The organism is Chromobacterium sp. FG22 (assembly GCF_057809415.1).
The window spans coordinates 1-20,826 of the sequence record NZ_JBMDJX010000051.1; the positions used below are offsets into that span (position 1 = coordinate 1).

At 62.1% G+C, this 20,826-nt stretch carries 14 protein-coding genes; 11 read left to right on the top strand and 3 right to left on the bottom strand.

What is annotated here, in order from left to right; translation table 11 throughout:
* The first annotated feature begins 34 nt into the window (after nucleotides 1-34).
* Together ACODSD_RS24175 and ACODSD_RS24180 are read left to right on the top strand one after the other, a co-directional pair.
* Nucleotides 35-9,286, top strand: coding sequence for a hemagglutinin repeat-containing protein (locus ACODSD_RS24175; protein ID WP_488878543.1), 9,252 nt, complete (start codon nucleotides 35-37; stop codon nucleotides 9,284-9,286).
* 15 nt (nucleotides 9,287-9,301) lie between these two features.
* A complete protein-coding gene (locus ACODSD_RS24180) occupies nucleotides 9,302-9,781 on the top strand; it encodes a hypothetical protein (RefSeq protein WP_488878544.1) in 480 nt (159 codons plus the stop codon).
* Nucleotides 9,782-9,852: 71 nt separating this feature from the next.
* Here ACODSD_RS24180 and ACODSD_RS24185 read toward each other — a convergent pair whose 3' ends face one another.
* From ACODSD_RS24185 to ACODSD_RS24195, 3 genes are all read right to left on the bottom strand, one after another.
* The gene (locus tag ACODSD_RS24185) at nucleotides 9,853-10,287 is read right to left on the bottom strand and encodes a hypothetical protein (RefSeq protein WP_488878545.1); all 435 of its coding nucleotides are present in this window, start codon (nucleotides 10,285-10,287) and stop codon (nucleotides 9,853-9,855) included.
* Between the two features lie 384 nt (nucleotides 10,288-10,671).
* On the bottom strand, nucleotides 10,672-11,577 hold the full coding sequence (locus ACODSD_RS24190; RefSeq protein ID WP_488878546.1) for a hypothetical protein: 906 nt from the start codon (nucleotides 11,575-11,577) through the stop codon (nucleotides 10,672-10,674).
* A 117-nt stretch (nucleotides 11,578-11,694) separates the two neighbouring features.
* Nucleotides 11,695-12,474, bottom strand: a complete 780-nt coding sequence (locus tag ACODSD_RS24195; protein ID WP_107798728.1) for a helix-turn-helix transcriptional regulator — start codon at nucleotides 12,472-12,474, stop codon at nucleotides 11,695-11,697.
* A 170-nt stretch (nucleotides 12,475-12,644) separates the two neighbouring features.
* Between ACODSD_RS24195 and leuC the strand changes: the two genes are divergently transcribed.
* The 9 genes from leuC to ACODSD_RS24240 form a co-directional block, all read left to right on the top strand.
* Nucleotides 12,645-14,051, top strand: coding sequence for a 3-isopropylmalate dehydratase large subunit (leuC, locus tag ACODSD_RS24200; protein ID WP_253314948.1), 1,407 nt, complete (start codon nucleotides 12,645-12,647; stop codon nucleotides 14,049-14,051).
* 19 nt (nucleotides 14,052-14,070) lie between these two features.
* Nucleotides 14,071-14,208, top strand: a complete 138-nt coding sequence (locus tag ACODSD_RS24205; protein ID WP_081544472.1) for an entericidin A/B family lipoprotein — start codon at nucleotides 14,071-14,073, stop codon at nucleotides 14,206-14,208.
* A gap of 93 nt (nucleotides 14,209-14,301) precedes the next feature.
* Complete coding sequence (gene leuD, locus ACODSD_RS24210) at nucleotides 14,302-14,940, top strand: 3-isopropylmalate dehydratase small subunit (RefSeq protein WP_488878547.1); 639 nt, start codon at nucleotides 14,302-14,304, stop codon at nucleotides 14,938-14,940.
* A 13-nt stretch (nucleotides 14,941-14,953) separates the two neighbouring features.
* A complete protein-coding gene (locus ACODSD_RS24215; protein WP_107798731.1) occupies nucleotides 14,954-15,733 on the top strand; it encodes a class I SAM-dependent methyltransferase in 780 nt (259 codons plus the stop codon).
* Nucleotides 15,730-16,041 carry a hypothetical protein gene (locus ACODSD_RS24220; RefSeq protein ID WP_107798732.1) on the top strand — a complete coding sequence of 104 codons (312 nt, stop codon included), beginning with the start codon at nucleotides 15,730-15,732 and terminating at the stop codon, nucleotides 16,039-16,041. The genes ACODSD_RS24215 and ACODSD_RS24220 overlap by 4 nt, the downstream gene beginning before the upstream one ends.
* A gap of 13 nt (nucleotides 16,042-16,054) precedes the next feature.
* Complete coding sequence (leuB, locus tag ACODSD_RS24225) at nucleotides 16,055-17,119, top strand: 3-isopropylmalate dehydrogenase (RefSeq protein WP_043592101.1); 1,065 nt, start codon at nucleotides 16,055-16,057, stop codon at nucleotides 17,117-17,119.
* 180 nt (nucleotides 17,120-17,299) lie between these two features.
* Nucleotides 17,300-18,412 carry an aspartate-semialdehyde dehydrogenase gene (gene asd / locus ACODSD_RS24230; RefSeq protein ID WP_227103618.1) on the top strand — a complete coding sequence of 371 codons (1,113 nt, stop codon included), beginning with the start codon at nucleotides 17,300-17,302 and terminating at the stop codon, nucleotides 18,410-18,412.
* A gap of 152 nt (nucleotides 18,413-18,564) precedes the next feature.
* Nucleotides 18,565-19,575: an aspartate-semialdehyde dehydrogenase gene (locus tag ACODSD_RS24235; RefSeq protein ID WP_488878548.1), complete on the top strand. Its 1,011-nt coding sequence runs from the start codon at nucleotides 18,565-18,567 to the stop codon at nucleotides 19,573-19,575.
* 218 nt (nucleotides 19,576-19,793) lie between these two features.
* Nucleotides 19,794-20,826, top strand: a 1,033-nt coding sequence (locus ACODSD_RS24240; RefSeq protein WP_488878549.1) for a type IV pilus assembly protein FimV, incomplete at its 3' end; no start/stop codon positions are given.

Sequence of the window (20,826 nt, forward strand, 5' to 3'; positions counted from 1 at the left end):
GAACGGCGCAGGCCTGATCCAGGCGGGCAAGGATTTGCAACTGACGGCGGCCAGCATCGACAACGCCGATAAAGGCCAGATTCTGGCGCTGGGCAAGGACACAGCGAGCAGCCTGGAGATCAGCGGCCAGTTGAACAATCAGGGCAAGATCGCCGGCAATGCCGGGCTGGACATCAAGGCCGCCGACATCGACAACCACGGCGGCACGCTGCAGTCGGCCGGCGAGTTGAAGCTGGAGAAGCAAGCCAGTCTGAACAACGACGGCGGCCACATCGTCGCCAAAGACCTGAACCTGAAGGCGGATACGCTCAGCAATCAGGGCGGGGAAGTGTTTGCCCAGCAACAGTTGGATGCTCAACTGAGTCAGCTGAACAACGCCAAGGGCAGCCTGATTGGTTCGCAAAACCTGAACCTCAGCGTCAGCGAGGTGTTGCGCAATGATGGCCTGCTCGGCAGCGATGGCCAGTTCAAGCTGACGGCTGGGCAGTTGGAGAACGGTGCGGGCCTGATCCAGGCCGGCAAGGATTTGCAATTGACGGCGGCCAGCGTCAGCAACGCTGACAAAGGGCAAATCTTGGCGCTGGGCAAGGACGCTGTCAGCAGCTTGGAGATCAGCGGCCAGCTGAACAACCAGGGCAAGATCGCCGGCAATGCCGGGCTGGACATCAAGGCCGCCGACATCGACAACCACGGTGGCACCTTGCAATCGGCCGGGGAGTTGAAGCTGGAGAAGCAAGCCAGCTTGAACAACGACGGCGGCCACATCGTGGCCAAAGACCTGAACCTGAAAGCGGGCACGCTCAGCAATCAGGGCGGCGAAGTCTTCGCCCAGCAAGCACTGGACGCCAAGCTGCAGCAGCTGAACAACGCCAAGGGCAGCTTGATCGGCTCGCAAAGTCTGAGTCTTAGCGCCAGCGATGTGCTGCGCAACGATGGTCTATTGGGTAGCGACGGCCAGTTCAAGCTGACGGCAGGGCAGCTGGAGAACGGCGCAGGCCTGATCCAGGCGGGCAAGGATTTGCAACTGACGGCGGCCAGCGTCAGCAACGCTGACAAAGGGCAAATCTTGGCGCTGGGCAAGGACGCCGCCAGCAGCCTGGAGATCAGCGGCCAGCTGAACAACCAGGGCAAGATCGCCGGCAATGCCGGGCTGGACATCAAGGCCGCCGACATCGACAACCACGGCGGCACGCTGCAGTCGGCCGGCCAGTTGAAGCTGGAGAGGCAAGCCGGCTTGAACAACGACGGCGGCCACATTGTCGCCAAAGACCTGAATCTGAAGGCGGGCACGCTCAGCAACAAGGGCGGCGAAATCCGCCACCTGGGACAGACCATGGCGCAATGGCAGGTGCGCCAGCGTCTCGACAATCAGCAAGGTACGCTGTTCAGCAACGGCGGCCTGACGCTTGCGGCTCAATCCTTGAACAACCAGCAGGGCTCGTTGAGCAGCCTGGGCGCGCAATCATTGCAATTAGCCCAAGGTCTGGACAATCAGGGCGGCGCCTTGGTCAGCGGACAAGGGCTGCAACTGCAGCTGGGCGCGGCCTTGAGCAACCAAGGCGGCACGGTGCAAGCCGAATCCTTGCAAATGCATGCGGCTGGCCTGGGTAATCAGGGCGGCAGCATCAAGGTGTTGGGAAGCGGCGACGGCAAGGTCAACATCAGCGGGACGCTCGACAACTCAGCACAGGGTTTGTTGGCCGGCAATGGCGGTCTGGAGGTGAACGCCGCGGCCTTGGACAACCGCCAGGGTACTTTGCAAAGCGCGGCCAAGCTGGGCGTGCAAGTGGCGCAAGTGGCGCAGAACCAGGGCGGCAAAATTCAGGCCGGGCAACTGCAACTGAAAGCCGCCGAGCTGAACAACCGGCAGGGCTTGCTCAGTCAAGCGGGGGACGGCGTGGCCAAGCTGGAGTTAAGCGGCCAGCTGGACAATAGTCTGCAGGGCAAGGTGCTGTCCAACGGTCAACTGCAGGTGACGGCGGCGGGCCTGCTGAATGCCGGCGGCACGCTCAGCAGTCAGGGCGATCTGCAGCTCAGCGCGAGCGGAGCGCTGGACAATCGCCAGGGTGCTTTGGGCAGCAACGGCGCCTTGAAGTTGGACAGCGCCAGCGTGGACAACGCCGACGGCCTGATCCAGGCCGGCCACACGTTGAGCTTGGATAGCGGCAGTCTGCTCAACCAGGGCGGCAAGCTGTTGGCGCTAGGCAGCGGCGACAGCCGCGTGACTCTCAGCGGGCAATTGAATAACGGCGGCCAGATCGCCGGCAACGGCGATTGGCGGATCAAGGCGCAAGGACTGGACAATGCCGGCGGCAGCCTGCTGAGCGTGGGCAGCCTGGGCATCGACACCGTGAGCCTGGGCAATTCCGGCTCCTTCCTGGCCGGCAAGGATTTGAGCCTGACCTTGGTCAGCGACTTCATCCACGCGGCGGGCAGCAAGCTGCAGGCCAATGGCAAGCTCAGCATCAGCAGCGGCGGAAATCTGATCAACAGCGGCCAGCTGCAGGCCGGCGGCGATTTGGTTTTGAACGGCGTCAGCTGGACCAATAGCGGCGAGGTCAACGCAGGCGGCAAACTCAGCGCTGCACTGAGCCAGGCGCTCAGCAATAGCGGCAAGCTCAGCGCTGGCAGTTTGCAATTGAACGCCGCCAGCGTGTTGAACACCTACTCCATCACCGGCGGCGATATCTCCATCCAGGTCGCCAGCCTGGACAACGGCGGCAACCAGGGGCTGATCGCCTCTGCCGGCAATATGGCGCTGGATATCGGACAAACCTTGAATAATCACGACGGCAGCTGGTTGTATAGCCAGGGCGATATGCGCATCGGCAAGGCCGGAGCGGCCACAGGGCAGGTGATTAACCATGTGGCGACTTTGCAGTCCGATGGCAATATGTTTATTGATGCGGGGAGGCTGAGTAATGAGGCAAACCCTGTGACAATTAGTCAGAGCTCGAGTAAAAGCATTCAAACTAAGACAACGTTTAAGGGGTATGGGCCCGCGGCAAAAAATTCGTTATTTAATCAAGTTAGGAGTGGTGAAGTCTCATTTTTAGGCTTTAATTTTTCGAGCAGCTGCCCTGAGCAAGGCTGTGATATGTATGGTGCTGATTTTCACACTTTTAAAATTGTTGGAGTGAATTCGGATAGGCATTCAATTACTGTGATCGACCCTAATGGGGTGGTGTTGCAAGACATAAGCCAGTCTTATACTAAAACGGGTGGACGGAATGAAGGGCAATTGGTGTTGGTTTATGGCGAAATCAAAGTGCTATCCCTTCCTGGTCAGCCCTTTGAGCTCTATTACTTTGGTGAGCCTAGAAATGGACAGTATTCGGTCATGGGCCTCGATTACGGAGTCACTCCGTTTGATCCAAATGTACACCTGTTGCCAAGTGCTTGGGCGAACTACGCCGTTAAGGGGCGCGACTTGGTTGCTGCTCAGGATGAAATTTCTAGAACAACTACAACCCAAGTAGCTATAGACGTTGCAAGTGGGTCTACTGCTCGAGCGAACTTATTAGCTGGGCGCTCATTGGTTGTTAACTCATCTTCAATAGAGAATAAGTATAGCGCCATCTCTGTGGGGGAAGAGTTGACATTGTTGGCTGGGAATAAAGTTAATAATATTGGCCAGCAGCTTTTAAAGACAGTCACCACAACTACGCAAAGTAATTTTTTATGGGGAAGGACAACCTCCCCAATTGTTGATACGCATTCAGAAGTGTTAGGATCGCTAGATGCCACCATCAGTACCGGCAAAAAACTCACACTACAAGCCCCCACCATTTCCAATGGCAAGGCTTCGCAACTCGATATCTCTCTAACTACCGGCGATAGCCAGTCCAAAGCGACGGCGGTAAACACCACGGCGGGCAAGGCTTTGGCGCAAGCCGATGGCGACGCGGCCAGCGCGGGCAAGAATCTGGGCGGCAAGCCGCTGGATGCCGTCGCCTCCGCGCAAACCTTGGCCGGGCAGCTGACTGGTGCGCAAGCGGCGGCGGATCTGCAAAAATCAGCGGTGGGCGGCCTGGCCGGCGCGCAGTGGGATGGAGTCAAAACCGCGGTGCTGCCGCAGCAAGTATTGCTGGAGTCCGCCGGCACCAAGGCGGCCAACCCGGTAGCCGGCGGTTATAGCCTGCCCAATAATGGCCTGTTCCAGACCCGCCCGGCGCCGGCGCAGCCTTATTTGGTGGAAACCGATCCGCGCTTTACCCAATACGGCAATTTCATTTCGTCGGATTATCTGCTCAAACAATTGGGCTACGACCCCAGCCGCGTGGAAAAGCGCCTGGGCGACGGTTTCTACGAGCAGCAACTGGTCAGCCGCGCGGTGACGGAACTGACCGGCAAGCGCTTCATCGGCGGCAACGCCAACGCGACGCAGCAATACCAGCAATTGATGAGCCAGGGCGCGGAATACGCCAAGCAATTCCAATTGACGCCGGGCGTGGCGCTGTCCGCGGAGCAGATGTCTCGCCTTACCGCTGATATGGTGTGGCTGGTCAAGCAGAATGTCGACGGTCACGACGTGCTGGTGCCGGTGGTGTACCTGGCCAAGGCGCAGGAGCAATCGCTGCGCGGCCAGGGCGCGGTGCTGGCCGGCAGCCATATGGAGCTGCTGGCCGATGGCTCGCTGATCAATAGCGGCACCCTGAAGGCGGACAATAGCCTGTTGGCGCAGGCGGGCGATATCCGCATCGAAGGCGGCAAAGTGCTGGCCGGTGGCGATCTGGGCCTTGGCGCTCGCCACAACCTGAGCGTTAGCGACGACAAGCAACACAGCCAGGCCGGCAGCGTGATCCAGGCAGGCAGCTTGCAGCTGCAGGCCGGCAATGATCTCAAGCTGCAAGCCGCGCAGCTGCGGGTCAGCGGCGACGCGCAACTGCAGGCTGGCCGCGATCTGGACATCGCCAGCCGCGAAAATCGTTACAGCTATGCGGCCAACACCGGCCGCAGCCAGTACAGTTACCAGCAGGTCGACCATGTCGGCAGCACGCTGCAAGTGGGCGGCAGCCTGAGCTTCAACGCCGGGCACGACCTCATGCTTAGCGGCGCGGACGTCAAAGCAGGCGGCAAGCTGCTCGCCGTGGCCGGCAATGAGCTGACCCTGCAATCCACATTGGACAGCAAGCAAGGCCAGGGCAGTTGGAATGGCTGGGGTTGGGGCGCGTACTCGACGCTGGACCAGATCCGCCATGCCACCCAGCTGCAGGCCGGCGGCGATATGCTGCTGCAAGCCGGTGGCAATCTAGCCCTCAACGGCTCCCAGGCCCAGGCCGGCGGCGGCCTGCTGGCGCTGGCCGGCAAGCAGCTGACCGTGCAAAGCGAAGTCAACAGCCGGCAAGATCGTCTCAATGTGCAGATGGGTTCCAAGGGCTATGGTCACAGCTGGCAAACAGACAGCCTTACCGTGGCTGGCCTGATCAGCCAGGGCAATCTGCAGTTGCAAGCCGGCGACGCCGCCGTACTGAACGGCGCCAGCCTAGGCAGCCATGGCGGTTTGACGCTGAATGTAGGCCAGGATATCCGCCTGGGGGCGGTGGCTACCCAAAGCCGCAGCGACAACTACTACACCAATGGCGATATCCATAACAACTACGACCTTAGCCAGCACGGCAGCGCGCTGTCCGGCGCCAGCGGTTTGACCCTTAATGCAGGCCGCGATATTGCAACTCAGGCGGCCAACATCATCAGTGACGGTCAATCGGTTTTGTTGGCTGGGCGTGATATAGAGCTGGGTACTGCGGACAATAGACATAGTGACTACCACAAGACCGTGCGTAGTTCCGGGGGCGCATTTAAGAAAAAAACCGTCACCGATATTAGCTCACACGACAGCACCACGGCGCAGCAGACACTGTTATCCGCCGATGCCATCGTGGCGAAGGGCGTACGCGACATTCGGGCCGTAGGCGCGCAGATTGTCGCTAACAACGATGTGGCTTTGATTGCGGGACGTGATATTACGCTGGACAGTGCCATAGACCGGGCGCGCTCCGAACATATTCATATAGAAAAAACCAGCGGCATGTTCGGCAGCAGCGGAGGCGGTTCGTTCGGCGTTACCGTGGGCAGCCGTACTAAAGGGCTGGAAGAACTGCAGAACAATGCCACTCATGTACAAGGGGTTGTTGGCAGTAACGCCGGCAGTCTGCTGATTCAGGCCGGAGGCAAAATCGACCTGATCGGCACTCAGTTGCAAGCGGCCAAAGATATTCAGATTGATGGTCGAGATGTAAGCGGAGTCGCGGTGGTGGACGCATTGGACAGCCGCACGCTTAGTTACACCGAATCCAGCGGTTTGCGTATCGGAGCCAAAAGCACGGTCAGCCAGGCAGCGGCCAATCTGATGAGCACCGCGGACCGCGGCTCGCAAGTCAGCGATCCTAGGCTTAAAGCGCTTTATGCCGCCAAAGCGGCTTACGCCGCCAAAGACTTGTCCACCATGATGCAGTCCGTCAGTCAAAGCACGGACAAGGGCGGCGGTTTGAAAGGCAGGGTTTCCATCGGCTATGGCTATAGCCGTGAAGAAAGCGAGAGCATCTCCCACGTTGATGTGGTGAAGAAAGCGCAAGCTGCGGCTGGTGGCGAAATAGATATTCGGGCGCGGGGCGACGGGAGCGGAGAAAACGGAGACATCACGCTGACCGGAACGGCTTTGACTGCCAACGCAATTGCGTTGAACGCCGCTCGAGACCTGATTACCCATAGCCAGGAGGCCATCAGCAGCCAGGAAAGCACCTATCGCAAGCTGGATCTGGAGGCGGGGGTCTACATTGGCGGCAGCGTAGGCAAAGGCGGCGGCAAAGGCGGGATTGGCGCTTACGGCTCTGCGGCAATGAGCCAGAGCAGCACTAAGATCAGCAGTCTGACGCATGAGGAAACCACGCTGGACGCCACCGGCAAAGTGCAAGTCAAAACCGGCCGCGACGTTAATCTGACGGGGACAACCGTACGCGGCGACAGCATCCAATTTGAGGTGGGCAGAAATCTTACATTGACCAGCGAGCAAGATCGGGATCAATACCGGCAAAAGAGCTGGTCCGGTCAGATCGAAGGGCGTTATGCCTATGGCAACGATAGCGGAGTGGACGGCAGTCTGAGCTTCAGTCAAACCAAGAGCGATTGGCGCAGCGTGCAGGAGCAGACTGGTTTGTTTGCCGGAAAGGGTGGTTTTGATGTCGCCGTGGGCGGGCATTCCCAGTTGAATGGCGCAGTGATCACGAGCACGGCGGACGCCGCCAAAAACACGCTGCTTACTAATAGTCTGGGCTTTGCCGGGCTGGAAAATTCCGCGGAATATTCCGCCGTCAGCTTCAGCGCCAGTTTCAGCTCCGGCGGGGATGGCATGGGCGGCGCGCCAAAGGGCGGCATGGTGATGCCAGGTTTGGGCGTTCCGCAGCAGGAGTCCAAATCCAGTACCACGAACAGCGCGATAGCCGGCGGCAGCATTACCGTCAAGCAAGATCAGAGCAGCGGACAGGACAGTACGGCCGGTTTGAGTCGCGACGCCGCAAGCGCAGGTGGGCAATTGGAGCGTATCTTCGACGCCAAGAAAGTTGCGGAGCAGCAAGAGTTCAGCCGCGTCTTGGGGGAAGTCGGTTTCCGCGCCGTGGGCGACTTGTCTAAGGAAATGGGCTGGAAGGACGGTAGTCCGGAAAAAATGGCGTTGCATGCGTTGATGGGGGCGCTGCAGGCTAAGGCGGGCGGGGGCAATATGTTGGCGGGCATGGCGGCCGCCGGGGCCAATGAGTGGATAGGCAGCCAAGTGGCTGATTATCTGCAGAGCAATACCCAGTTGGACGAGCCGCAACGCAAAGCCATTCAGCAATGGGCGGCCGTCGCCACCGGTGCGGTAGTGGGCGGATTGAGCGGCGGCGATGCTGGCGCGGCATTGTCGGGAGGCGCGGTGGCGCTGGATGGGGAGAAGTTCAATAGGCAGCTGCACCCCAGTCAGACCAAGCTGGTGAAGGAAAAAGCAAAACAGTTGGCGGGGAAAGAGGGACTAAGCGCCAAACAATGGGAGGCTCGCCTGTTGGAGCAACTGGCCTTCCAAAATAGCGAGATGTACATTAGCTACCGCAATGACCCGCAGGCGGAAGCCATTTTGAAAGACCTGCAAGGGAGTAGCGGTGTTCGTCTGGATTATCGTGGAACCGCGGACTATAAGAACGATGCATTGAATCTACAGTATCTGCCTCAGATGGCGGATGCTTATGCTCAGTTGCCGCGGCTTAATGGCAGGATGAACCAGGAGCAATTTGCTCGCTATGTTGGGTTGGTGACCGGCGATTTTGCGCATGTTTCCAAGGCGGAGCAAAAACAGGTTGTGTTGCAGTTGCAGGAGGAATATACAGCAACGTTCAAGCAACAATTGGACTTGTATAAAAGCGGCAAGACCGCCTCTCCGGAAGTGATTCAGTTGGATAACCGTCTGGATCAGCTGAACAAATTGTTGGGTGCGGCGGAACACGTGGCGGTGACAAGCGGGGCGATTAACGAGTCTCAAACCAGCTTGATGCAAAGGGCAATCGCATCGGGCCTGCTGTTTTCCACCAATGGCGTCGCCCCCAAGCCGCAGGGCAGGCCGGTTGGCGGCGGGACGCTGGTAAAAGTAGGGCCGGCAAAGGAAAAGCCGGACTACCTGTCCGCATCGCCAGTGCCAGCAAAAACGCAAACCAAGCTGAATGCCAACCGAGATGGGGAAAGCTATCATGCGGAAACTTGGTCGTCGTTGAAGGCGGAAGTGGATCAAATTCGGAAGCAGTTGCCTATGATGGATGAGAAAGGGCGTCCCGTTGGCAATGCCGCTGCTGCGGAAATTAATGTCTATGGGGAAGGTAGCTATAGTGTGAAAGCACATTCCAGAGTAGGGAATAATACAGATGGTCAGAGAGGTGGGTTTGTCAGTTTGCCTCCTAAAGAAGATAGAATTCTTAGTCCATTGGTTGATCCTCTTAAATCAGTTCCTAGAGAGGTTGATACGGAGTTTAAGATATTGGAAGCGTTTGCGCAAAAATATAGAGGAAATGCAGGTGTTAAAGGTAATATTAATTTATTTACGGAGCGTGCTCCTTGCGATAGTTGTTCAGATGTAATTCGTGGTCAGTTTGCACGTTTGTTCCCAGATGTGGAAGTTCGTTTGTATCACAATAATGGGGAGGTTTCTGCTTATAAAGCAGGGGGCGTGGTGCTTGTGGTTCCTCCAGGGGCTGGTCGAAATAAAGAGAAGTGGCCGGTGGCTCCAGACTTGTCTTATGTTCCGGCTAAGCCTAAGAAATAAATTTTTGGAGGTGTTATGTTTCCGATGTCGCGCCTAGATGACTTGCTTGGAGAGGAGGTATATCTTTTTCCCGAGAGAAAAGTGGTGTACCTTGATTTGTTGGAGTTTTATAGAAGATTGTTTGATTCGGACTGGCGTCTGGCTGAACGTGCAAGCTATACGCCTGAGCGTATTAGCGATATTTTTTGGTGGGGTATGAATGAGTCTTGGGAGTTTTACTGTAAGGTAAATGTGAATCTTCCCGTTGCATGGTTGGGGGTTGCCAAAAAAGCCTTGGAGTGGGATCACGTGCCGATCAATTTTCATCCTTGGGCCTTGGCGATATTGGAGCATTTTGACTTGGAGCGTTATCATGCGGCCTATCATTTGCCACGGGACGAGTACGAGGCGATTGCCCATGATTTGCCGATAGTGCTGGAAGGTCTGCGCAATTATCCAACGGAAAAGCTGGCTGCGCCGATAGATGAGGATAATTGGGGCTATATCGATTATTAGAGGCTGAAGTTTGCGGCCTTCTATGGCCATGAAAGCGGCGCGCCAATCCGGCGCGCCGCTTTTTTTACGTCTTAGCTATTGCGGCCGGGCGTCTTGCCTTCCAGCTCGGTTTTGGCGACTTGCGCGCGTTGCATCGCGTGCACGCTGTCCACGTGCTGGAAGACGTCGCAGCGCAGCGCGCCCAGTACCATCAACTGCTCCGCGTAGTTGAAGAAACCCACCCAATAGCCGCGGGCGTGGTGAGGGTCGCGGAAGTCGATGTCGTAGGCGATCTTGCCGAGCAGGCCCTTGTTGTGGCGGTCCAGATTGTCTTTCAGGTACTGGGCCAGGTGGGCGGCACATTCGCGGCCGTAGGCGCAGGCGTCGACGTAGTCGTCGGTGGGCGGCATCTGCCAATGGTGGGGCTGGCCGCGTTGCGGCAGGTGGCGGACGAAGGGCAGCTGCGTGGCCTGGGTTTCGTGAGGCTTGGGACGGTAATGACGGCGCGGGGGAAGTGCTTGGGACATTAGGGAGACTCCTATGAGAGTGTGCATGATGTCCCCGCTTCTCGGTTCCAGTCGGGAGGCGGGCGCAAGACCACGGGACTGGAACACCGATCACTCTCTTCTCGGCACGGCCGAAGCCGTTCCCGCAGCCTGCGCCCGCCGTATGGGCGTGCTCAGGCGGCGAACAATAAGGGCCGCAAAGCGGCCCGTTCGCTGAGAGTGAAGTTTTTTGGGGTTCCAGTCCCAGTGCCGGATGTGGATCGGCACGCAGGCGATTGTGGCGGCGCGGGCGGGGCGGGTCAAGGGCACGCGGCCGCCAAGTTTTGGGCTTGGGCTTGCGGCCAAGCCGCCCCGGTCCCAGCCGCCGGCGATGCGGCGGGTGCTGGGCGGGGCTTTAGGACGGGCTTAGCCGGCGCGCTTGCCCAAGGTGGTCCGGCGCTGGGCGAAGGCTTCCCGGCTCAGGCGGATGGAGTCGTAATGACGGCGGCTGAGACGGGCGCCGCCGGCGCGGCGCAGCGACAGCCCCAGCGTGTTCTGGTCATTGGCTTCGCGTTCGCCGGATAAGGTTTGGGCGGCGGCTTGGCAGGCGGCTTGCCGGCGGGTGGCGGCCGGGTGCGCCTGGTAGGCGTTGCTGGCCTGTTCCAGCGCTTTGCGCAGCAGCTGCGGTTTGGTTTGCTCCAGCGCGTCGGCTATTTGGTCCGCCGTGGCGCGTATCAGCTCTTGCAGCGCCTGCTGTTGCAGCGGGCGTTTGTTGCTGCAATCCAGCCCTGCCTGCTGGCTGAGTTGCTCCAGTTGCTGGCTGAGGGTGCTGACGCCGCCCTGGCGGAAGCGCTCGGCTTGTTGCGGGTAGAGTTGGGCGGCGGCGGCGATCATGGCTTCGCGGTAAGCCTGAATCAGGGCCTTGGCGTCCGCGCCGGGCATCCTGGCCAGGTCGCGGCGCGCCATGTCTTCGGTGTGGGCGTCGATGAAGGCGTGCACTTCGCGGGCTTGGTGATTGTGCAGCAGTTGGCGCCAGGTATTGAGCGGTTGCTGGTTCAGCCAGTGGGCGAAGCGTTGCTGGGCGGGTTTGAACGCCGGGTCCACGCCGGCCGGCGCGGCGGTGGCGAAGCGGCGTCTGGCTTGGTTCAGCGCGCTGTCGTGGGCGCGGGAGCGAGCGGCGCTTGGGCTGGGCGCGGCGCGCAGCAGGGCGGCGTTGGCGTCGCTGTTCTGCGCGCGTTTGAGTTCGCCGGCCAGCGCGGTTTGCGGCGGGGTGTCCGGGTCCGCGGAACCGCGCGGGTGAATGCAGCTGAGCAATAGGTCTGAAATTTTCATAAGCGCTCCTGAGGCGGGATGGGCGGCGTTTAGCGCCGCCTTTTTGTTGGTGCGGCGCAGTGTGCCCAAACCCGGGAGCGTTCAATATAAAGAAATGGCCATGTCTCCGGCATGCGCTCAGAGCAGCATCACCAGCTTGTACTCCGGCGCCTGGGCCAGTTTGAGGGTGATTTGCTGGTGCTCTATGCGGCCGGCGCTGGGGTGGTGGAACACGCGGCTGCCGCCTTCGCGGCCTTGCACGTCCTGCTGTTGCCAGTATTGGCGGAATTCCGGGCTTTTCGCTTCCAGCGCCGCAATCATCGCGGCCATGGCGGGCTGATTCAGCCGCGGGCTGAGATCGGCGCGCAGTTCTGCGACGATGCGGCCGGCGCGCTCCGCCCATTGGTCGATGAAGCTGCGCGCTTCCGGGGCCAGGAAGATGAAGTCCAGCAGGCTGCGGCTGGCGTCCGGCCGGCCCAGCCAGTCGCGGAACAGCCTTTGGGCCGGCGGGTTCCAGGCGACGGCGCGCCATTCGGCGTCCAGCACGTAGGCGGGGGAATCGATATGGGCGGTGGCCTGCTTTAACAGCGCCTTGGCCTGTTCGGACGGGCCGCGCCATTCCGGTTCCGGGTCTTTGAGGCCTGCCAGATTGAACAGGTAGTCGCGCTCGGCGGCGGTCAGGCGCAGCGCCTCGGCCAGCCGGGCCAGGGTGGGCGCGGACACGGATTGGGTGCGGCCTTGTTCTATCCAGGTCAGCCAGGTGGTGCTGATGTCACACAGCGCGGCCACTTCTTCGCGGCGCAGGCCTTTGGCGCGGCGGCGCTGGCCGGGCGGCAGGCCGGCTTGTTCCGGGCTCAGGCGCTCGCGGTGGGCGCGGATGAATTGGCCCAGCGGCGCGCTGTCTTTGCTGGCGGTCATGGGCGTAGGGCTCTGGGTATTAGTATCGCTACTAGTATAAGCAACTGGCTTGTTGCCGGGAAAGTTTGGCTCCAAGATAAGTCCACGGAGCAGAGCCTTGTGCCCGGCGCGCGGAAACCCGCGGCGCCGGCGGCAGTCTCAAGTTGAATAACCGGATTCGAGCAAACACCATGACCGCACAGACCTTGTACGACAAATTATGGAACAGCCACGTGGTGCGCCAGGAGGCGGACGGCACAGCCTTGCTGTACATCGACCGCCACCTGGTGCACGAGGTGACCAGCCCGCAGGCGTTCGAGGGGCTGAAGCTGGCGGGCCGCCCGCTGTGGCGCGTGGATTCGGTGGTGTCCACCGCGGACCACAACACGCCCACCGATCATTGGGACGAGGGCATCAAGGACCCGATCTCGCGCCAGCAGGTGGAAACGCTGGACGCCAACATCAAGGCCTTCGGCGCGCTGGCGTACTTCCCGTTCAAGGACAAGGGCCAGGGCATCGTCCACGTGATGGGGCCGGAGCAGGGCGCCACGCTGCCGGGCATGACGGTGGTGTGCGGCGACAGCCATACGTCCACCCACGGCGCTTTCGCCGCGCTGGCGCATGGCATCGGCACCTCCGAGGTGGAGCATGTGATGGCCACGCAGTGTCTGGTGGCCAAGAAGTCCAAGAATATGCTGGTGCGGGTGGATGGCCAATTGGGCCGCGGCATCACCGGCAAGGATGTAGCGCTGGCCATCATCGGCAAGATCGGCACCGCCGGCGGTACCGGCTATGCGATCGAGTTCGCCGGCGAGGCCATCGAGAGCCTGTCGATGGAAGGCCGGATGAGCTTGTGCAATATGGCGATCGAGGCCGGCGCGCGTTCGGGCATGGTGGCGGCGGACCAGAAGACCATCGATTATGTAAAAGGCCGGCCGTTTGCGCCTAAAGGCGAGCAGTGGGAGCAGGCGGTGGCGTATTGGCGCACTTTGCGTTCCGATCCGGGCGCCGTATTCGACGCGGAAGTGGTGCTGCGCGCGGAGGAGATTCTGCCGCAGGTGACCTGGGGCACTTCGCCGGAGATGGTGGTGGATATCGACGGCGCGGTGCCGGACCCGGCGCGGGAAAGCGATCCGGTGAAGAAAAACGGCATTGAGCGCGCGCTCAGCTATATGGGTTTGCAGGCCAACACCCCCATCCACGACATCGCGGTGGACATCGTCTTCATCGGTTCCTGTACCAATAGCCGCATCGAGGATTTGCGCGAGGCCGCCAGCGTGGCCAAGGGCCGCCACAAGGCCGCCAATGTGAAGCAGGTGCTGGTGGTGCCGGGCTCCGGCCTGGTGAAGGCGCAGGCGGAGGCCGAGGGTCTGGACCAGGTGTTCCTGGCCGCCGGCTTCGAGTGGCGCGAGCCGGGCTGCTCCATGTGCCTGGCGATGAACGCGGACCGCCTGTTGCCGGGCGAACGTTGCGCGTCCACGTCCAACCGCAATTTCGAGGGCCGTCAGGGGCAGGGCGGCCGCACGCATCTGGTCAGCCCGGCGATGGCGGCGGCCGCCGCCGTCACTGGTCATTTCGTCGATGTGCGTTCGTTGTAACCGTTCCAAGGAGAGAATCATGCAAAAACTGCTGTTGTTGGTACTGGCCGCGCTGACCCTGAGCGCTTGCAATACGGTGAAGGGCGTGGGCCAGGACGTGTCCAAGGGCGGGCAGGCGATTGAAAACGCCGCCAAGGACGTGTCCAACAAAATGTGATGCGGCGGCCCGCCCCCGGCGTCCGCCGGGGCGGTTGTCTCCTCGCACTCTCTAAATGAAGGCGGGCGCTAGCGCCCGGAAACGGCATTGACGATGAAAGCATTTACCACCCTGACCGGTTTGGCCTGTCCCTTGGACCGCGCCAATGTGGATACCGACGCCATTATTCCCAAGCAGTTCTTGAAATCCATCAAGCGCTCGGGCTTCGGCCCCAATCTGTTCGACGAATGGCGTTACCTGGACCACGGCGAGCCGGGCATGGACAACAGCAAGCGGCCGCTGAACCCGGACTTCGTGCTCAACCTGCCGCGCTATCAAGGCGCGCAGGTGCTGTTGGCGCGGGAGAACTTCGGCTGCGGCTCCAGCCGCGAGCACGCGCCGTGGGCGCTGGACGACCAGGGCTTCCGCGCGGTGATCGCGCCCAGTTTCGCCGATATCTTCTTCAACAATTGCTACAAGAACGGTCTGCTGCCCATCGTGCTGGCGGCGGACGCGGTGGATCAGCTGTTCCGCGAATGCGCGGCCGCCGAAGGCTATCAGCTGACCGTGGACCTGGCAGCGCAGACGGTGAGCACGCCGGCCGGGCAGGTGTTCTCCTTCGACATCACCGAGCACCGCAAGCACTGCTTGCTGGGCGGCCTGGACGAGATTGGCCTGACCTTGCGGCATGCGGACGAAATCAAGGCTTTCGAAGCCAAGCGCCGCGGCGAGCAGCCGTGGCTGTTCGCCTGAACGGCGGCCGGCGATGAGCGCGCTACAGCAGGGCGGCCACGCGCATAAGCAGCACGTGGAGCAGCAGTTCGGCGGCCAGGCCGCCGCCTATCTGAGCAGCCAGGTGCATGCGGAAGGCGCGGAGTTCGCCGAGCTGCGCCAAGCGGCGGCGGAGCATGGCGCGGCGCGGGTGCTGGACCTGGGCTGCGGCGCCGGCCATGTGGGCTTTCAGGTGGCGGAGGCGGCGCGGGAGGTGGTGGCTTACGATCTGTCGGCCGCCATGTTGGAGGTGGTGGCGGCGGAAGCGGCCCGGCGCGGCCTGGATAATCTGAGCACGCGGCAGGGCGCGGCGGAGCGGCTGCCTTTTGCCGACGGCGATTTCGATCTGGTGTTCAGCCGCTATTCCGCCCATCACTGGGGCGATGTGGGCCTGGCGCTGCGCGAGGCGCGGCGCGTGCTGAAGCCGGGCGGCCGGTTGGCGCTGATCGACGTGATGTCGCCGGGGCAGCCCTTGCTGGACACGCATCTGCAGGCGGTGGAGGTGCTGCGGGATTCCAGCCATGTGCGCGATTACAGCGCCGGAGAATGGCTGGCGATGCTGGCCGAGGCCGGCTTCGCGGTGGACAGCCTGCGCCGCCAGCGGCTGCGGCTGGCCTTCGACGCCTGGACCGCGCGCATGCGCACGCCGCCGGAGATGGCCGCGGCCATCCGCCTGCTGCAGCAGCGCATGGGCCGGGAGGTGCGCGATTATTTCGCCATCGAGGCGGACGGCAGTTTCAGCGCCGACGTGATGGTGTTGTGGGCCAGAACATGAACGCCGCCCGCGGCGACGGCCGGCGCGGCGCGATGGCCTGGCTGCACCGCCATCCCTGCTGGGCCTTCGCGCTGCTGGGCTTGAGCTTTCTGGTGTTCGGCGCGGGCACGGTCAATCTGGCCCTGTTGTTGCAATTGAATTTCAAGCTGTGGCTGGACGCCGGCTGGCAGGCGGCGATGGACGGCGCGTTGCGCCAATTGCTGGAACTGCTGGCGTCCGGCTATGCCGCGATGGCGGCTTATATCGTATTCAAATGTTGCGAGCGGGCGCTGGTGGAGCGGCTGACCCGGCGCGGTCCTCAAGACTGAAAAGGAAAACTCCATGAAAATCGCCATTCTGCCGGGTGACGGCATCGGTCCGGAAATCATCGCCCAGGCGCAGCGCGTGCTGGAAGTGCTGCGCAAGGACGGTCTGCCCATCGAAACCGAACAGGCGCCCTTGGGCGGGGCCGGCTACGACGCCTTCGGCCAGCCGTATCCGGAGTTCACCCAGAAGCTGTGCCGCGAATCCGACGCGGTGCTGCTGGGCGCGGTGGGCGGCCCGGCCTACGACAAGCTGGAGCGTCCGCTGCGGCCGGAGCGCGGCCTGCTGGCCATCCGCAAGGATTTGAACCTGTTCGCCAATCTGCGCCCGGCCATCCTGTACCCGGAACTGGCCAACGCCTCCACGCTGAAGCCGGAAGTGGTGTCCGGTCTGGACATCATGATTGTGCGGGAGCTGACCGGCGACATTTACTTTGGCCAGCCGCGCGGCATCGCCGTCAACGAGCTGGGCGAACGCGAGGCCTACAACACCATGCGCTACAGCGAGGGCGAGGTGCGCCGCATCGCCCATGTCGCCTTCGGCATCGCGATGAAGCGCGACAAGCGCTTGTGCTCGGTGGACAAGGCCAATGTGCTGGAAACCACCGAGTTCTGGAAAGAGGTGATGATAGATGTGGCCAAGGAGTATCCGCAGGTGGAGTTGTCCCATATGTACGTGGACAACGCGGCGATGCAGCTGGTGCGCAATCCCAAGCAGTTCGACGTGATGGTGACCGGCAATATCTTCGGCGACATCCTGTCGGACGAGGCCTCGATGCTGACCGGCTCCATCGGCATGTTGCCGTCGGCCTCGCTGGACGAAAACAACAAGGGCCTGTACGAGCCCTCGCACGGCTCGGCGCCGGACATCGCCGGGCAGAATCTGGCCAATCCGCTGGCCACCATCCTGTCCGCGGCGATGATGCTGCGCTACACCTTCGGCCTGGAAGACGCGGCGCAGCGGGTGGAAAACGCGGTGAAAACCGTGCTGGCGCGCGGCCTGCGCACCGCCGACATCTACGAGGCCGGCTGCGAGAAGGTCAGCTGCTCGGCGATGGGGGATGCGGTGGTGTCGGCGCTGTAAATGGCAGTGGTCCGCCCGGCTTGCGCCGGGCGAACCGTCTGTTCTGATTTGAATACAATAAAAACGAAATACCCCATTGCCTGACGCTTTATCGCGCTGCACAATGGGGTGACAACATTACAGCCGCCCGCCGCACAGGCGGGCGCGACGATTTGACAGACAGATACCAGGAGAGACCCAGTGAGAGTAGGTTTTGTTGGCTGGCGCGGCATGGTGGGTTCCGTGCTGATGCAGCGCATGCGCGAAGAGAACGATTTTGCGGCGATCGCCGAGCCGGTGTTCTTCACCACCTCCAATGTGGGCGGCAAAGCCCCCGACATCGGCCGCGACGCCCCGGCGCTGAAAGACGCGAAGGACATCGCCGAACTCAAGACCATGGACGTGATCGTCACCTGCCAGGGCGGCGATTACACCAATGAAGTCTATCCGCAGCTGCGCGCCGCCGGCTGGAACGGTTACTGGGTGGACGCGGCTTCCGCGCTGCGCATGGAAGACAATGCCATCATTATCCTGGACCCGGTCAATAAAGCGGTGATCGAGCAGGGCCTGGCGCGCGGCGTCAAGGACTACGTCGGCGGCAACTGTACCGTGTCGCTGATGCTGATGGCGCTGGGCGGCCTGTTCCAGAACGATCTGGTGGAGTGGGCCACCTCCATGACCTATCAGGCCGCCTCCGGCGCCGGCGCGCAGAATATGCGCGAACTGCTGTCTGGCATGGGCGCGATCAACGCCCAGGTATCCGGCCTGCTGGCGGACCCGGCGTCCGCCATTCTGGACATCGACCGCAAAGTGTCGGACTTCCTGCGCGCGGACGATTTCCCCAGCCAGAACTTCGGCGTGCCGCTGGCCGGCAGCCTGATCCCTTGGATAGACAAGGACCTGGGCAACGGCCAATCCAAGGAAGAATGGAAGGGCGGCGTGGAAACCAACAAGATCCTGGGCCGCTCCGCCAACCCGGTGCCGGTGGACGGCTTGTGCGTGCGCGTGGGCGCGATGCGTTGCCACAGCCAGGCCTTGACCATCAAGCTCAAGCGCGATGTGCCGCTGGACGAGATCGAAGCCATGCTGGCCGCCGCCAATCCCTGGGCCAAAGTGGTGCCCAATACCCGCGAGGCCTCGATGGCCGAGCTGACCCCGGCGGCGGTGACCGGCACGCTGGCCACGCCGGTGGGCCGCCTGCGCAAGATGGCGATGGGCGGCGAATACCTGTCCGCCTTCACCGTGGGCGACCAACTGCTATGGGGCGCGGCCGAACCGCTGCGTCGCATGTTGCGTATCCTGATCGAGCGCTGACAGGGTAGAATGGCGGCAGCCTGGGGCTCGCCTTGGCGAGCACCTACTGCCGAGCCGCGCGTCAAACGCGCGGCCTAGTTGAAAAGGGCACTGAGGTGCCCTTTTTTGCGCGCGGTATTCTGTTTGCAATGATTGATTGAGAAAGTAAAGCGATGTCGAACTCTATTCAGCTCGCCGTAGTCGGCGCCACCGGCCTGGTGGGCCAGGCGGTACTGGAACTGCTGGCCCAGCGCCAATTGCCCGTTGGCCGGGTCTTTGCCGTGGACGCGGCGGACAAGGAAGGCGAGACCGCCGCCTACGGCAATCTGGAGCTGGACGTGCATCCCATCGACGGTTTCGCCTTTGAAAACGTGGCGCTGGCCATCTTCGCGGCCGGCAGCGAGCTGGCGCGCGAGTACGCGCCGTTGGCGCGCGCGGCAGGCGCGGCGGTGGTGGATTTCAGCTCCGCCTTCCGCGAGGACGACAGTGTCCCGCTGGTGATTCCCGCCATCAACGGCGCCTTGCTGGCGGACGCAGGCGAAGCCGCGCTGGCCTCCGTGCCCAATTGCACGGTGACGCCGCTGGCGCTGGCGCTGGCGGCGCTGCGCCCGTTGGGCTTGCAGCGCGTGTCGGTGGCTACCTATCAATCGGTGTCCGGCAGCGGCCAGGCGGCGATGGAAGAGCTGGCGGATCAGACCACGGCGCTGTTCTCCCAGCGCGAGACCGAAAGCCGGGTCTACGACAAGCGCATCGCTTTCAACGTGTTGCCGCAGATCGGCGCGCTGGACGCGGACGGTACGTCCGAAGAAGAGCGCTCGGTGGAGCGCGAATTGACGCGGCTGCTGGATCTGCCGCAGTTGCAAGTGGAGGCCACCTGCGTGCGCGTGCCGGTGTTCTTTGGCCACGCCTGGGCGGTGAACGCGGCATTCGAACATGAATTTGACATGGAGCAAGCGCGCAAACGTCTGCTTGCGGCAGGCTTGCAAGTGGTGGCCGCGGACAAGCTGGGCGGCTATGTGACGCCGATGGAAGCTACCGGCAACGAGGCGGTGTGGGTCAGCCGCCTGCGCGGCAAGGGCCGGACGCTGAGTTTCTGGCTGGCCGCCGACAATGTGAAGGCCGGCGCCGCGCTCAATTGCGTGAATATCGCCGAAACCCTGTTAAAGCAGAATGGCTTGATCTGATCCTGCGGTTTGGCTGAAGCCGCGCATCGCGCGGACAGAGGGCGGCATTCGCGAGAGTGCCGCCCTGTTTCATGGCTGCGGCGGAAATCGCGGGTAAACGGCGTCATTATGAAATCTAGCTAAAAACAGCCGCAGGGCCTAAGATTGCAACAGTTACCGTCTGCGCCCGCTGGGCCAGCGCAAATAAAATCAAGATAAACCGTGCCGGAAGGTTGACAGTGACACATCAGGCAAAAATCAGAATCGGCGTTCTGGCGGTGGCTTTGGCCTGCTCCGCCAGCGCCTGGGCAGGGCTGGGGAAAATCAACGTCAGGTCCAATCTGGGCGAGCCGTTCCGCGCCGATATCGAATTGACCGGGGTAAGGGCGGCGGAGCTGGAGAGCGCGAGGATAGGGCTGGCCGGGGCGGATACGTTTCAGGATTTGAACGTCGATTACGCCACGGTGCTCAATATGCTGCGCTTCAGCGTGGCGCCCAGCTCGCGCGGCGCCATGATACGCATCAGTTCTTCCGGCCCCATCAACGACCCCTATCTGCGCTTCGTGGTGGAGGCCAAGACCTCGTCGGGACGCGCGGTGCGCGAGTACACCGTGCTGTTGGACCCCAGCAATTACTCTATGGCCTCGCCGTCCGCCAACATCGTGCAGGACGTGCCCAGCTACGCCGACAACAATCTGTCCAGCCGCTACCGCGGCAACGTCGCGCCCATCGCGCGGCCGCAGCCCGGCATTCTCAAAGTGAAGTCCGGCTCCACCCTGCGCGGCCTGGCCGGCAAGGTGAGGCCGCGCGGCGCCACGCTGGACCAGACCATGGCCGCGCTGGCCCAGGCCAACCCCGACGCCTTTGTCGACGGCGACGTCAGCCGCCTCAAGCTGGGCGCGGTGCTGAAAGTGCCGACCAGCCGCAAGATCAAAGCCCTGAGCGCCGCTCAGGTGGCCAGCATTCTGGGCGGCCAGCCCGCTGCGCCGGCGGGCGAAGCCAAGGCCGGCTCCGATGTGCTGAAGCTGGTGCCCAGCGAGCCGGGCGGCGGCAAGCTGACCGATCTCGAGCAGCAAGTGGCGGCGCGCGAGCAGGCGCTGAAAAACGCGGAGGCGCGCATCAGCGCGCTGGAAGAGCAATTGAAGGCCTTGCAGGCCGGCAAGCCTTTGCCGGCCATGCCCAGTTCCAGCCCCAGTGCCGTTCCGGCCGCGGCCGAGCCGACGGCGGCCAGCGCTCCCGCGCACGCCGCCAGCGCGCCGGCCCCGGCGCCCG